Source organism: Aerococcus agrisoli (genome assembly GCF_003797145.1).
GTDB lineage: Bacteria > Bacillota > Bacilli > Lactobacillales > Aerococcaceae > Aerococcus > Aerococcus agrisoli.
In genome coordinates this window covers 100,794-115,097 of sequence record NZ_RKMG01000003.1, presented here as the reverse complement: position 1 = coordinate 115,097, position 14,304 = coordinate 100,794, and the positions used below count along the sequence as shown (strand labels likewise).

The window sequence follows — 14,304 nt, the reverse complement described above, 5'->3', positions numbered from 1 at the left end:
AGGTGTGAATGATTTCTCATCCACACCAAAAGTCTGAGACCCACTATTCTAAAGTGGGCAGAGGGTTGCTTTTTCGAACTCAACTAGGAGCCAAGGTCTCCAGACTTGAAATCGAGCCAAGGTCTCGATTTCATCCTTCTTCACGGCATAGGAACTACACTTCCAGTCCTTTACTGGTTCTCTTCATGCATTACAAAAACATTCTTTCCAAAAACGAAAGACGCGAATAATTCTTCTACGAATTGTTCGCGTCTTTTTTAGGGCCTTTTGTCCCTACCTCTTTTTCTTATGATAAATATGCGTTTTTCACTTCAATTCCTAAAGCAACATCATCTGTTATGATATTCAAGATGTGTTGATCAAATAAGGCTTCCATATCTTGGCGACGGTTTACTGTATATGTATTCACACCAATGCCATGTGCATTTAAATTGGCTAAATCTTCAGCTTCTAATGTAGCGAAAAATGGATGGTAATATTCATGTCCATATTTTGCCGTATAAGTTCCTGGTTGCAAAATACCAGAATCCGTTAACAAACCAGTTCTGATTTGAGGATTAATGGCTTTCGCTTTTTCCATGGTATGGTGTTGAAAGGATGATAAAATCACACGTTCAGTGACACCATAAGCTTGAACTAGATCATTCACTTTTTCAACTAAACCTTCATAACGAAAAATATTCGTTTTCAGTTCAATGTTGACTTCAAAATCAAAATCCAGAAACCATAGCAAAAATGTATCTAAAGTTGGTATTTGAATATCTTCATTATCTGGATACTGACCTTCAAATTTACCATAAAAAGAATATTGCTTCAGTTCAGCTAAGGTCATGTCCTTGATAAACCCTTGGCCATTGGACGTTCGGTCGATGGTTTCATCATGACAGATGACAACTTCGCCGTCTTTGGTCAATTGAACATCTAGTTCAATTCCATCTATGTCGAATTTAGCTGCTTCTTTGAACGCTAACATGGTATTTTCTGGAAATAATTTAGCGTAACCTCTGTGGGCAAATACACCTGTCATTTTTCAACCACCTTCTTATTTTCCGCTATCTGCTGAAAGTTTATTTTTCCTTATTTAAATCAGCGTCAGTAATAAAGTTTTCTGGTAACATATCTTCAAAAATCACTTTGATACTGTCTCTAGTTGCGAAGTTATGTTTATCCATTGCATCGATGATTTCTTTAGCGATGACTTCTTTTTGTTCTGGTGTTCTTCCTGCTTTTAATTGAATGCGTACAAATGGCATATTATTCACCTCGTATAGTATTTGAATTTAGAAAGAGTAAAGAACTAAACTTTACGCTTCTCATCCATCTCTAATTATACTCATCAATAGCACAAGTTTACAAGAATTTCTCATTTAACCTGCTAATCTTTCTATACAACAAGCAATTATTACATTTTCAACCTCGTCAAAATTTTTATATACAATATATACCTAACGAAATATATAACTGTTGGATCTATACATCACTAAAAACACCTACTGGAAAGAATCCAATAGGTGTTTTTTAAAGGAAATAATTTCCTTCTAAATTATAAGAAATAAATTTTTAGCTTTTAGATTTATGAACAGCTTCTTCTAAGCCTTGCAAATAACTTAATCCCAGTGCTCTATCATATAAACCATATCCAGGTCTAGCAATTTCATTCCAAATAGTTCTACCATGGTCTGGTCTTGCTATTCCATCAAACCCAATGTCATCTAAAGCCTTGACAATAGCATACATATCTAAAGATCCTTCTTTACTCAAATGAGCTGATTCTAAGAAATGTCGTTCTCCTAAAATCTTCACATTTCGCAAGTGTGCAAAATGGATTTTTCCTTTTAATGAATGAATCATATCAACCAAATCATTTTCCGGATTAGCTCCATATGACCCTGTACAGAATGTTACACCATTACAAGGTGAATCTACTGCATTAACAATTTTTAAAATGTCAGCTTTATTTTTTGTGATTCTTGGATATTCAAACATATCAAATGGTGGGTCATCGGGGTGAATTGCCATTTTTACCCCATATTCTTCACAAACTGGGATAACTGCTTCCAAGAAATATTTTAAATTGTCAAAAAGTTTTTCTTCTGTGATTCCTTCATACATAGCTTCTAATTCATTAAATCTTTCAAGCCTGCCAGGCTCCCACCCAGATAATTGGAATCCTGACGTTTGTCCAGAAATTAAACCGTACATTTGTTTAGGTTCAATTTGTTGAACAATTTTATCATCATATTCTAGTGTAATAGAACCATCAGGTAGTTCGTAATTTAAATTAGTTTTTGCCCATCCAAAAATTGGTTTAAAACTATAACAAATTACATCAACACCTGATTTACCTAAATTTCGAATAGTTTCTTTATAATTATCAATATATTTATCTCGATCAGCAGTACCAGCTTTAATTGCATCATGAACTGACACACTTTCAATACCTGCAAGTTTTAATCCTTTTGCTTCAACATCCTTTTTTAAAGCTTCAATTTCAGATAATTGCCACACATCCCCAGGTAACTTACCTACCAATGTACCAACAACCCCATACATATTAGGTATTTGTCTTATATTGTCTAAAGTAACTGGGTCATCTTGACCATACCACCTAAAAGTCCATTTCATCATGTTATCATTCACCTCAATTATTTGTATTAAACTTCTTCATATAATTTTCTAAATCTACATATACACTTGCTAAAATTTCTTCATTTATATTCAAGGGCAATATATGGATTTTTTCTTTTTTATTCATTAATGTAACAATTTTTTTTAAATCAGCTTCTTCAAATGGATATAAGCCCATATTTGTTAAGGATAGAGGTAATCCTAATTTATTATAAAAAGGAACTAATCGATCAATTTCATCCCATTTATTTTCTAATGCTAATTGATAAAATATACCGTAAGCTACTTTTTCACCATGTAAATAATGATGAATACCCGGTAAAACAGCTGAAAGAGCATCATGAACTGTATGAGCTGCAGTATTTCGAGCAAACTTACCTCCTAAACCTCCAACTAAACCTGAAATCACAATTACAACTTCGGACACTCTATAAAAAGCTTCACTCATGTTACCAGACCGCAAATCTTTAATTGCCGTTTCTGACTCTTCTAAAATGGTATCTTGACAAATTTTAGCAGCAAATCTAGCCATTTTAACAAGTGGATAATTTTTAATCTCATCTTGTGATGTTACTAAATCAGATTCATACCATTTCACTAGGGTATCGGCAATCCCTGCGATAAAATAACGTTCCGGCGAATCTATTACCAAATAGGGATCAGTAATTAAAAACGCTGCATTATGATTTTGATGTTCAGAATTACCTTCAGCTAAACCATTGTCCTTATACATTACGGAGAGTGCAGCCCAGGGTGCACAATTGCTTGCTAATGTTGGTGTGAGACCGAAAGGCGTCATTGTATATGAAGTAGAAAGTAGAGTTAAGTCGGAGATTTTACCACCACCAACACCAATTACAAAATCAATATCATTATCAATAATAATGTTCGAAATTCTTTTAGCTTCATTATAAGAACATTCTCCATTATATTGTTCCAGTAGAAATCTAAAATTACCATCATTTAAAACGCTTTCAAAAAATGGTTTTGCTTTTTCCCAAGAAATTGATCCATGTATAATTAAAACTTTTTTTGCTTGATATTCATTCAATAATTTTGGAATAGTCTGAATAGCACCTTCACTATAATTATAATATTGTGGGCCAGGTTTGATAGTTAGATTAATCACATTAATTTCCCCCTAAAAATCATCCTCATCTTCATCATCTTCAAAAGAATTTTCTACACTCGACTTATGCCAAATTCCGATACTATCTTTCCCTTGGTTAGTAATGCTTTCAATAGTTTCATGAATATCAGTAGCAAGGAATCTGTGGTTCACTGCTTCAATTACCATAGGTAAATTAACACCACCAATAATATAAATATTGGACTGTTGCAATTCTTTTAAACGACTAATTGCAATAATAGACTGATTATAAGGACTAGCACTGATTAAATCGGTAAATACGATAACACCATCGCCTTCGTCAGCGGCTTCTATATTTTCTTTTACTAAGTCCCCCAATTCATCGACAGGGTTTCCAGTCAATAAATTTACGGTCTTAATATAGTCAGCAAATCCGATAATCGTATTTACAGCATCCTTTATACCATCACTCATAGTTCCATGAGTAGCAATAACAATACCTAACATAATTCTCCTCCTTTATTTAAAAAAATCTGAAATCTGTTTAAAATTATTTTCTGATAATTGATTCTCTTTCAGATCACTTTTCATTAATATCAATTCATGGTTTGATATTATTCCTGGTGCAATTTTATATAATCCATAGTCATCAAATTTTTGACTTGTAAAACTTTCAACTTGATTGTTTTTGTTTACATATAAATTTTTTTCAGCACCAATACTGTCAAAATAAAAAATTTTTGAATTAGCTTTAACTGATTTCAATAAACTAGCTAAACCATGTTCATTAGTTGTTCCGTTATCTAAGAATGCAAAGGCTATAGTTTTATCCTTGTTTTCAGAAATTTTCTCCAGCATCCATATTATTGAAGAAGTATTTCTAATTAAGTTTGATTTTATCGGCCACCCCATCGCAAATTTCCTTAAAAAAATAAAGAAAATAAAATAAAATACGACTAGCAAAATTATTTCAAACATAGTCATCAAGTTACTACTTAATTGAGGTACTGTATAAAGTATTGTAAATAACAAACCTACTCCGATTATAAATAAGCCCACAAATAGATTGAAATATAAACTATTTTTTTCTTGCAGTTCCTTATTAAAAATATAATATGGACCCAAATGAGCAGTAGGAGTATCATAATATGTTGCGAATATTTGATCTGCTTTTTTAACATCTCCAACATAGATATTTCTGCTGATAACGTTTTTGCTGTTTTGATTTTTGGTTTCAATAACATGGACCTCATTATTATTTTTTCCTAAATCAATTAACAAAGAACGAATAAATCTTTCTTTTTCTTTATCCGAATGTCGTTTTCCAGCAATTCTATGATACCTAAAGATTAAATCTTTCCTATACTCAGTTAAGTCCATAAGATCTCCTTTTATAAATTAAACATTGAAAGTACGGAAGTTAAAGACGTTTTTTCTGAAGATGGCGTTGCCTGGAAATAAATATTCTCCACACCAAAGTCATCCCGTAACTCTTTCAATTTTTTAGCGTCCTCTATATTCATATAAACTGATTTAGTTACTTGTTTATCATCTGGGTTTTTCTTTGCAATACCACCAAGATTTAATTCTGTTAAAGGAATTCCATATTTAACTAGTTCATAAATTACATTAACAGTTTTACAAATAACAATTGCACTATATTCTTTGAAATGAAATTCATCCCAGTAATATTTTGCTTTTTCTGTAGACATAACGATTGTTTTTTGGCCAGTTCGGCTACCTGCACTCTTGTATAAATCCTTCATGAATTTATCATTTGCAACAACATCATCTACTACAAAAATTGAGTTTACACCGGATCTCTGTGACAGAGTAATCATTACTTGACCATGAATTAATCTTTCATCTACCCTTGCTAGATTTATTTTTCCCATAATTAATTTACCTCTTTCCTATAAAATACCTGTTGCTGCTAACACTACTAAAATCCCTGTTAGCCATAGCATAGCTTTCATTACGTTCAAGCCATTTTTTTGATAGAACATATAAACACCCATAACTGTCACCAACGGAATAATTCCGGGAACAATCTTATCTAAAATTTCTTGGATAACGAATTCCTTACCTGAAAGTGCAAATGTTAGACTTGAACTTAGTTTTATATAGTTACCTGCTAAAATCCCCATCATAAACAACCCTAATACTGATAGAAACTCAATAACATTTTGAATTGAAGAGTCTGCCATTAAACTTGTTGCATTTCGACCCATTTTAAATGCTTGTCTAGAGAAGAATAATCCAACAACGAGTTGGTAGATTGCAAATGAAATGAACGGGAATAACGCTCCGAGTGCACTACCTTGTTGAGCCCAAGGTACAGCAATTGCAATAAAGATATACTGTACTGTCCCCGAATCAATTGCATCACCAATACCAGCAAGTGCACCCATTAATCCGGCTTTTGTGTTATACATTAAATCATCTGTCATTGTAATAGGTTCATTATCTTCTACTTGGTGTGCACGTACCTGTTCCATTGAAGACATTAACCCTGTGATAACACCACCACCCCATGTTAATTGAGTGTTAAAGAATAATAATTGCCGTTTGTACGCAGCTCTTAACTCATCATCGTCTTTATAAAGTTTTCTTAAAATTGGTGACATTGCATATAGTAATGATGGTGCTAAATATCTATCAAATGAATGTGGAATTTCATTTGCAAAATGCCAGCGTAAATATGCCTTTGTTACATCTTTTTGTGTAATCTCTTCAACTTTATTTGTATTATTTAAAAGTTCTGTCATTTCATTTTCCTCCAATCGCTAGAAATCATCGTCATCGTCATCAAAATTATTATTTGAAGAATTTGATTGGGCGGTAGCCGCACTATTTTTCTTCAATAGAACATAAATTCCTGCAGTGATAGCACCTAAAATTGCATATGTAACCATTGTGATTTCTAATGATGCAAATATTACACTCATAAAGTATGCTAAGAAAAAGAATAAAAGTAGGTCTTTTCGGCCAATTACATAAATTGTTGTAGCAATACCAATTGCTGCTAAACCTCCACCTAATACAGTTAAAATGTGAACAAATACGGTGCCTTCAAGTTGGTTGATCACATCTGCGATTACGGGAGCGCCCCAGTATAGGGAGATAAATACTAAAGGAACAAAAAGTAAAAATGAAGTTAATGTAGGAATCCAAATTACTGATCGTGTAATACCTTTATGATCTAACGCCTCAACTGCTTTATCTACTAAACGACCAGAGAATGTATTCAAGAAGAATCTAAATTGATATAAGTATGAACCCATCAATCCAACTGGAACAGCTACTGCTATAGCAGCTTCAGGCTCCATATTTCCTAATAAAGCAACCGGAACAGCAATTGCAGCCGCAATAGACGGTTCTTGTGGCATAGAACCACCTGGTGAGAACACACCCATATAAATCAATTGTAAAGCTGCAGTAATTGTCATTGCACCTGCAACGTCTCCCATTACCACACCAACTACTAGACCTGTCATTAATGGTGAGAAACGAAGCATTAAACTAGCTCCCCCACCCATCCAACGTGACATAATACCCGCTGTCCAAAGAGCAATTAACAAACTTTGGGTCATTGATAGTGTTTGCATAAAATTTCCTCCTTAATATTTTATAATTAATTCAATTATTTAATTTGTTACATACATACTCTTAGATTGAATTGCTCTCACCGGCATTTGGTTTATTGAGACTCTTTTTACATCATCTACACATTTGTCTCCCATTGCCTTTAAACATTCTTGTGTATAAGCACCTGTATGAGGCGTAATAATAACATTATTGAATTGCAAATAAGGGTGGTTTTTACCCCCAGGTTCAACCTCTAAAACATCAGTTGCATAACCTGCAATTTTCCCAGATTTTAAGCCTTTAACAAGTGCCATTTCATTCACAAGAGCTCCTCTTGCAGAATTTGAAATATATACTCGGTCTTTCATCTTTGAGATAGCGCTTTCATTTATTATATTAAAAGATTCATCTGTTAGATTAGCAGCCAAACAAATTACATCTGCATTCATTAACAGGTAATCGAGCGAAACCTTTTCAGCCCCGAATCTTTCAATGTCTAAATTAGACTTATATGGATCATATGCAATAACCTTACATCTAAATCCAAGTCTCAAAATTTCAGCCATACAAGAACCAGTATTACCTATGCCTATTAACCCAATGGTTTTATTAAACAAACTATTACCAATATATTGAGCTCTATTTTTCCATTTGTCATTTCGAACAGCGGCAGAAGATTCATTTACCCTTCTCATTATATTCAGTAAATTTGTAATATTTTGTTCCGCAACTGCTTCTCGTTCTACAAGCGCTGGAATAATTGTTACCAATGTGTTATGTGCTTTTGCAGCTTCCAAATCAACATTGTTATAACCAATCCCATGGCGTGATATTAATTTTAGTTCATCCTTATATTTGAAAAACTCTTCATCAAAAAAAGGGGTAACACTTGCAATAATCATATTGTAACCATTTAAAGCTTCAGCTAACTCCCTACCTGGAATTTTTTGATCAAATTCAAATCGCTCAACCTGACCAATTTTTTGAAGTTCACTTATATGTTCTTCAAAAATCCGTCCAAAACTACTAGAATTTACAATTGCAATTTTATGTTCTGCCATAATATTCACCCTTTATACCAGACCTTTTTAAACTTATGCTTTTCAACGTTGACCCTCCCTTGTCTTTTTCTATATCTTAACACTAAATTATTTTTTAGTAAACGCTTTCAATAAAAAATATTTTTCTTTTTTTATTCTTTAGTAATGTGTATAATTATTTTTATATTAAATGTAATGGAGGTAGTTATCATGCAGAGTAATTTTTTGAAACAAACTATACAAAGTAAAAAGTCTCTATTTTCCAATTCTGAAAATGTACTTGCTGAATATTTATTAACTCTTGATCAAACAGAGATAATTAATAAAACGATTTCTGAGCTCTCTATTGAATCTGGGGTCTCACAAACAACTATTTTTAATTTTGTTCTAAAATTAGGATTTTCAGGTTTTCAAAATTTTAAAATTACACTTGCCTCAAAAATTGATTCTGAAGAGAACTCCTCAGGACTAACTTCTTTTGGTGATATAAACAAGAATGATACTGTAACAGAGGTAGCCCAAAAAATAATTAGCTTAAATCAAAATTCTTTAGAAGAACTACTAAAATCGTTAAATTCTGAAACTATTGAAAAAAGTGTTCAATTAATCGAAGGATGTAAATCTCTACATTTTTTTGGCCAAGGAGGTTCTTCTGTAGTCGCTTTCGATGGTTATCATAAATTTATTCGATCAAAATTTAGATGTAATTATATTAGTGATTACCACATTCAGCTTAGTTATGCTACTAAATTAGGCCCAGATGATTGCGTCATTCTTTTCTCACACACCGGAGATACTCATGAAACCATTAACATTGCTAAAGTACTCAAAGAAAACAAGTGCCCTATTATTTCACTTACTGGTAACCCCTCCAGTGAATTAGTAGATTTGTCTAATCAATCCTTTATTATTTATTCTGATGAATCTAAATTTAGAACTGAGAGTTTAACATCCAGAATTCTTTATTTAACCGTATTAGACATTTTATACACTATCATTATGTTTAAAAATGAAGATGAAAGTATTAAATCACTGGAAGAAATACGGTCGGCATTAAAAATTACACGTCAATAGTAAAACACCAAAAACAGACCCCTCATCATTATTTGAGGGGTCTGTTTTACTTTACTAGTTTTCTTACAAGGGACTATATCTTATTTTCAAGCCAATCATGTACCTCATTTAATGAAGACATTTCATATAAAATATTCAGATTGTTTATCTTTGGCCTATTAGGAAAGCTACTATCAGGAATATAAATCACTGGGATACCAGCTGCATTTGCCGCTTTTATTCCTGACACACTGTCTTCTATGGCTATTAGAGATTTAGGATCAGAATTTATTTTTTCACTTGCTTTTAGATATATATCCGGATGAGGCTTTAAATACTTAACCTCATTCCCGAAAACTTTATCATTCAAATAAGGATTTAATGACAAATAATCTAGGATAGGTTGAGCCCTGTCAGAGTATGTTGACGTCGCCAATACTGCTTTCTTTTTATTTTTTTGTAGAAAGCTAAGTAATTTAAAAGCACCTTCCTTAGTTTTAATTTTACCTTGATTCAACATCTCATCAAAATACTCGGCTCTATGTCTTCTTAATAGTGGAACAATTTCCGAGTTTCCAGTTTTTTTAGCAATATATTTTGCCGTCTCATCTGCGCTCAATCCGGACCAACTTTGGACTTCCTTCGAATCAATTTTAATGTTTTCCTTTTTAAAAGCTTCTAACCAACTTAAATAATACCCATACTCAGAATTTACAAGAGTTCCGTCTAGATCAAATAAAACACCTTCAATCTTTTGTCGTTTCAAAAAAAACACCCCTTCTAATAAAAAATCATAACTACGTTAAACGCTTACATGATAATGATAATGCTATTTTATCATTTTTTCCAACTATATTAAAAAAAACGAGCAACCTTTTTCTTTCGAAATTGGTTGCTCGTTTTGCATTATAGGATTACTTCACTGCAGTGAATAAGTAATCGCCTGTTTTGATGTCTGTTTGGTCTGTGATGTCAATCTTACTGTATTCGTTACTGTTTGTGACAACTACGGGTACGATTGGGTTTAGACCTGCTGCTTTGATTGCTTCGATGTCAAATTCGATTAAGGCTTGGCCAGCAACGATTTGGTCGCCTGCTTGGACTAATTTGGTAAAACCTTTACCGTTCATGTTGACGGTATCTAATCCGATATGGATCAAGATTTCAGCGCCTAAATCGGTTTTAATACCGACTGCATGACCTGTTGGGAAAATGGATACCACTTCTCCGTTTGCTGGTGCTTTGACGATACCTTCGCTTGGATTGATTGCGACACCTTGGCCCATTGCGCCTGAAGCAAAGACGGCATCCGGTGTTTCAGATAATGGCAGGATTGAACCTGCAAGTGGGCTAGCCACGATTTCTTGTGTTGCAGATACTTTGGCTGTGTTTTGTGTGCCGTTAACTTTTGTGTCAGAACCATCTACTTTAGTTGCAGCCGTATTTTTTTCAAGCGCTGGAATTGGCATAAACATTTGAATTGAGAATGCTACAACAACTGCGATTGTGTAAGCGATAATGGTATTCCAGAAGTCGCTACCTAGCTCGCCTTCCGGTGAAATAGCGTTGAAGACTGAGAATACACCTAGTCCACCTAGTCGGTAGAAGACCACTTGATGCAATCCAATCCAGATACCACCGATTGCGTTACCGATTAAGGCATAGATGAATGGACGACGTAATGGCAACATCAAACCGTATACACCTGGTTCGGATACCCCGAAGAAGGCTGATAAGGCTGATGGGATAGCCAATTGTTTGACTTTCAATTCTTTCGCTTTGATGCTTAGGGCTAGTAACACACCTAAAAGACCGAAAGTTGATAATTGCGTTGATGGACTAATTGAGTTCACGCCTGTTTCTGCTAAAAGGACGAACATGATTGGTAAAATACCCCAGTGTAAACCGAAGATTACCAAGATTTGCCATGTTACGGCTAAGACGATTGCTGCTAGGACTGGTGAAACAGTATTAATCGTTGTAAATCCTAGACCCACTAAGTCAGATAGGAAGTTGGTTACTGGTCCGATGACTAGTAAGGCAATTGGAAAAGCAATCATAATGGTCAAGAATGGTGTTAGGAATGACGATACAAGTTTCGGCATCCAAGATTTCACCCATTTTTCAACTTTAGAACCGAACCATACGGATGCGATGATTGGAATAATTGATGAATAATAGCCACCACCTGGTAACAATACTGGAATCCCCAATACGTTAAAGTACGAATCTAATTGAAACGCTGTACCTTGGAATAGGACTTGTTGCACGTCTCCTGTTGCGATATCGCGAATTGATGGATGCAAGAAGCCAACTACGATAGCAAGTGCTGCAAACTCGTTGATTTTGAATTTACGTGCTGCTGTAATCCCAACCATAACTGGTAAGAATTGGAAAAAGGCATCCCCTGCTGCGTTTAAGACGAAGACTAGACCTGAGTTGTCAGTCGTTAAACCAAAGGCACCAAATAAGGCTACGACACCTTTAATCATCCCTGTTGCGGTTAAAGCAAATAAGAATGGTTGGAAAATACTTGAAATGAAATCGATGAAACGATCCACCAAGTTTTGTTTTTTACCGTCATTATTGCCATCAACCTCTGTTTGATCAGCAACACTAACGCCATCTTCATCAATATCGGTTTGCTTGATGATTTCTTGGTACACTTCCCCTACTTGTTCACCGATAACCACTTGATACTGACCTGATGCTTTTACGACTGTTACGACGCCATCCAAATTTTTGATGGCTTCATCATTGGCTTTGTTCTCATCTTTAAGGTGAAAACGAAGTCTCGTCGTACAATGACGCAAGTCTTGAACGTTTTCTTCACCACCGATATTTTCGATGATGTCTTTACTTAAATCTGAGTATATTATTTTTGCCACAATACTCCTCCTTATAATTGTTGTTCCTTTTGGTAAAAATTACCGCAATTTCAACTATACCAAAAAAGGAGGTTTCCTGAAACAGATTGTGTTTTATTTTCATGAAAAATTACGAATTCGCTGCCAAGCATTTTTGAAATGCTTCTTTCATATAATTAACAGCAATGCGATCCATTTCACTAAAACGCGCATTTTTTAAACGTGCAATACCGATGTAATTTTGCACTTGATGAGGCTTAATTAAGTCTACCAACACCAAATCCTTGCTTTCATAGAAAAAAGGATCCGTTTTAAAGCTGTAATCGAGACCAATGGTAATAGCCGTATTATTCACTAAGGTTTTGCGGATGGAATCAACATTATTCGTTAATAAAGTGATGTTCATTTGTTCATACTCTGAAAAAATTTCTTTTAGTTTCACATCATCATGCATAGCTATTGGTTCATTTTGGATATCTGCCAATGTAACAGCTTCTCTATTTGCTAACGGTGACTGTTTGTTCACAACGATAACCATTTTTCCTGCCACAATTTTTTCAAAAATGAGCTCCTTGTTAGCACGAATTTCCTGATCGTTAAAAGCGATGATGGCAAAGTCAGATTCTTGATTACGTATTTGGTCATATATTTGGTTGGAATTACCTTCAAATAAATTTAGTTGAATACTCGGATAATCGCCATTTAAATTGGCTACACTATCCATGATGAGTGACATAAAACCTGGTAATGATGCCAAGCGAATAGTGCCATTCAAATCATCTTTTAGTATTTGGACACTCTCGTTGAGATTTTCAATTTTTTCTATAATTTCTTTGGCAATTTCAATTATAACCAAACCCTCTTTTGTTGGTACTGTCTCTGAGTGAGACCGGTGAAAAATTTTGATTTCAAATTCTTTTTCCAAATTAGATACCGATAAACTTAATGTAGGTAGCGTAACATTCCGATGATTAGCTGCCTTGGTAAATGATTTTGTTTTTGCTACTTCTACAATATTTGCTAATTGTTCTATATTCAATGAGACAACTCCTATACTTTAATTTTATTTAAGTATGGTCAAAAAAAACCAAATATCTTTATATTCAATATCATTATATAATATATTTGTTAGTTAGTTTAGTTAGTAAGTTGTCTTAACATTAAAGGAATTTACTAAAGGAGATTTTAAAATGAGATTAGAAAATAAAGTTGCAATTATTACTGGTGCTGGTGGCGGTTTAGGGTCAGAAACAATTAAACTTTTTGCTAAAGAAGGCGCAAAAGTTGTTGCAACAGACCTTGTAACTGACCATTTGGAAGCAGTTGTCAAAGAAATAAATGAAGCTGGAGGCGAAGCAATCGCCGTGAAACATAATGTTGCTTCAGCGGATGACTGGAAAAATGTAGTTGATCAAGCCGTTGCTAAATTCGGTACTGTTGATATTCTAGTCAACAATGCAGGTATTGCAGACAAGAGTGCGTTAAGTACTGCAGAAACAGTTGAAGAAGATGAATGGGAACGTGTGATGAATGTAAACTTGAAGAGTGTCTACCTTGGTATGAAACAAGTTTTACCAATCATGCGTGAACATAACACAGGTTCTATCGTAAATATTTCTTCAATTGCTGCAATTATCGGTACTGGTGGACCATTTGCTTATACTTCTACTAAAGGTGGTATCCGTTCTATGACTAAGAGCGTCGCTGCAGCTTATGGCCAATTTGGTATTCGTGCCAACTCTGTTCACCCTGGTGCAATCAATACAAAAATGACTGCTGCTTCATTTGAAAATGACGAAGGATTTAAAGATATTACGCAAATGATTCCTTTACGTCGTATTTCTGAACCAGCTGAAATTGCTCAAGTTGTATTATTCTTGGCATCAGATGACGCAAGTTATGTGTCCGGCTCTGAATATGTCGTTGACGGTGGTGCAACAATCGTTTAATCATCATTTGAGAAATCGTGTTAGTGTTAAAAAGAACAAGTTTCCTATTCAGGAGCTTGTTCTTTTTTTATAGTCACAGAAAAAAACGA

At 34.2% G+C, this 14,304-nt stretch carries 15 protein-coding genes; 2 read left to right on the top strand and 13 right to left on the bottom strand.

Going from position 1 to position 14,304, the window contains the following annotated elements:
* Positions 1 to 286: 286 nt before the first annotated feature.
* The 10 genes from EF384_RS01910 to EF384_RS01865 form a co-directional block, all read right to left on the bottom strand.
* On the bottom strand, positions 287 to 1,027 hold the full coding sequence (locus EF384_RS01910; protein ID WP_123779295.1) for a glycerophosphodiester phosphodiesterase: 741 nt from the start codon (positions 1,025 to 1,027) through the stop codon (positions 287 to 289).
* A gap of 40 nt (positions 1,028 to 1,067) precedes the next feature.
* Complete coding sequence (locus tag EF384_RS01905) at positions 1,068 to 1,253, bottom strand: tautomerase family protein (RefSeq protein WP_123779294.1); 186 nt, start codon at positions 1,251 to 1,253, stop codon at positions 1,068 to 1,070.
* A gap of 307 nt (positions 1,254 to 1,560) precedes the next feature.
* Entirely contained in the window at positions 1,561 to 2,625 is a 1,065-nt protein-coding gene (gene uxuA, locus EF384_RS01900) for a mannonate dehydratase (protein ID WP_123779303.1), read from the bottom strand.
* A gap of 16 nt (positions 2,626 to 2,641) precedes the next feature.
* A complete protein-coding gene (locus EF384_RS01895) occupies positions 2,642 to 3,757 on the bottom strand; it encodes an iron-containing alcohol dehydrogenase family protein (protein WP_123779293.1) in 1,116 nt (371 codons plus the stop codon).
* 12 nt (positions 3,758 to 3,769) lie between these two features.
* Positions 3,770 to 4,225, bottom strand: coding sequence for a PTS sugar transporter subunit IIA (locus tag EF384_RS01890; RefSeq protein ID WP_123779292.1), 456 nt, complete (start codon positions 4,223 to 4,225; stop codon positions 3,770 to 3,772).
* 12 nt (positions 4,226 to 4,237) lie between these two features.
* Positions 4,238 to 5,098, bottom strand: coding sequence for a hypothetical protein (locus EF384_RS01885; RefSeq protein WP_123779291.1), 861 nt, complete (start codon positions 5,096 to 5,098; stop codon positions 4,238 to 4,240).
* Between the two features lie 11 nt (positions 5,099 to 5,109).
* Complete coding sequence (locus EF384_RS01880; RefSeq protein WP_123779290.1) at positions 5,110 to 5,613, bottom strand: PTS sugar transporter subunit IIB; 504 nt, start codon at positions 5,611 to 5,613, stop codon at positions 5,110 to 5,112.
* An 18-nt stretch (positions 5,614 to 5,631) separates the two neighbouring features.
* Positions 5,632 to 6,486: a PTS system mannose/fructose/sorbose family transporter subunit IID gene (locus tag EF384_RS01875; RefSeq protein ID WP_123779289.1), complete on the bottom strand. Its 855-nt coding sequence runs from the start codon at positions 6,484 to 6,486 to the stop codon at positions 5,632 to 5,634.
* Positions 6,487 to 6,504: 18 nt separating this feature from the next.
* Entirely contained in the window at positions 6,505 to 7,326 is an 822-nt protein-coding gene (locus EF384_RS01870; RefSeq protein WP_123779288.1) for a PTS mannose/fructose/sorbose/N-acetylgalactosamine transporter subunit IIC, read from the bottom strand.
* Positions 7,327 to 7,365: 39 nt separating this feature from the next.
* Positions 7,366 to 8,367: a D-isomer specific 2-hydroxyacid dehydrogenase family protein gene (locus tag EF384_RS01865; RefSeq protein ID WP_123779287.1), complete on the bottom strand. Its 1,002-nt coding sequence runs from the start codon at positions 8,365 to 8,367 to the stop codon at positions 7,366 to 7,368.
* A 189-nt stretch (positions 8,368 to 8,556) separates the two neighbouring features.
* Between EF384_RS01865 and EF384_RS01860 the strand changes: the two genes are divergently transcribed.
* Positions 8,557 to 9,420, top strand: a complete 864-nt coding sequence (locus tag EF384_RS01860) for a MurR/RpiR family transcriptional regulator (protein ID WP_158607398.1) — start codon at positions 8,557 to 8,559, stop codon at positions 9,418 to 9,420.
* 73 nt (positions 9,421 to 9,493) lie between these two features.
* Here EF384_RS01860 and EF384_RS01855 read toward each other — a convergent pair whose 3' ends face one another.
* The 3 genes from EF384_RS01855 to EF384_RS01845 all read right to left on the bottom strand — a co-directional run bounded on the left by EF384_RS01855 (position 9,494) and on the right by EF384_RS01845 (position 13,305).
* Positions 9,494 to 10,165, bottom strand: a complete 672-nt coding sequence (locus EF384_RS01855; protein WP_158607397.1) for an HAD family hydrolase — start codon at positions 10,163 to 10,165, stop codon at positions 9,494 to 9,496.
* 148 nt (positions 10,166 to 10,313) lie between these two features.
* Positions 10,314 to 12,287, bottom strand: coding sequence for a beta-glucoside-specific PTS transporter subunit IIABC (locus EF384_RS01850; RefSeq protein WP_123779284.1), 1,974 nt, complete (start codon positions 12,285 to 12,287; stop codon positions 10,314 to 10,316).
* 109 nt (positions 12,288 to 12,396) lie between these two features.
* Entirely contained in the window at positions 12,397 to 13,305 is a 909-nt protein-coding gene (locus tag EF384_RS01845; protein WP_123779283.1) for a LysR family transcriptional regulator, read from the bottom strand.
* 151 nt (positions 13,306 to 13,456) lie between these two features.
* On the opposite strand from EF384_RS01845, the gene EF384_RS01840 reads away from it, so the two are divergent.
* Positions 13,457 to 14,215 carry an SDR family NAD(P)-dependent oxidoreductase gene (locus EF384_RS01840; protein WP_123779282.1) on the top strand — a complete coding sequence of 253 codons (759 nt, stop codon included), beginning with the start codon at positions 13,457 to 13,459 and terminating at the stop codon, positions 14,213 to 14,215.
* The last annotated feature ends 89 nt before the right edge of the window (positions 14,216 to 14,304 follow it).

Bases quoted from the DNA above. Each gene is read 5' to 3' on its own strand.
- EF384_RS01910 (WP_123779295.1), bottom strand. From the start codon at position 1,027: ATGACAGGTGTATTTGCCCACAGAGGTTACGCTAAATTATTTCCAGAA.
- EF384_RS01905 (WP_123779294.1), bottom strand. From the start codon at position 1,253: ATGCCATTTGTACGCATTCAATTAAAAGCAGGAAGAACACCAGAACAA.
- uxuA (WP_123779303.1), bottom strand. From the start codon at position 2,625: ATGAAATGGACTTTTAGGTGGTATGGTCAAGATGACCCAGTTACTTTA.
- EF384_RS01890 (WP_123779292.1), bottom strand. From the start codon at position 4,225: ATGTTAGGTATTGTTATTGCTACTCATGGAACTATGAGTGATGGTATA.
- EF384_RS01885 (WP_123779291.1), bottom strand. From the start codon at position 5,098: ATGGACTTAACTGAGTATAGGAAAGATTTAATCTTTAGGTATCATAGA.
- EF384_RS01880 (WP_123779290.1), bottom strand. From the start codon at position 5,613: ATGGGAAAAATAAATCTAGCAAGGGTAGATGAAAGATTAATTCATGGT.
- EF384_RS01875 (WP_123779289.1), bottom strand. From the start codon at position 6,486: ATGACAGAACTTTTAAATAATACAAATAAAGTTGAAGAGATTACACAA.
- EF384_RS01870 (WP_123779288.1), bottom strand. From the start codon at position 7,326: ATGCAAACACTATCAATGACCCAAAGTTTGTTAATTGCTCTTTGGACA.
- EF384_RS01865 (WP_123779287.1), bottom strand. From the start codon at position 8,367: ATGGCAGAACATAAAATTGCAATTGTAAATTCTAGTAGTTTTGGACGG.
- EF384_RS01860 (WP_158607398.1), top strand. From the start codon at position 8,557: ATGCAGAGTAATTTTTTGAAACAAACTATACAAAGTAAAAAGTCTCTA.
- EF384_RS01840 (WP_123779282.1), top strand. From the start codon at position 13,457: ATGAGATTAGAAAATAAAGTTGCAATTATTACTGGTGCTGGTGGCGGT.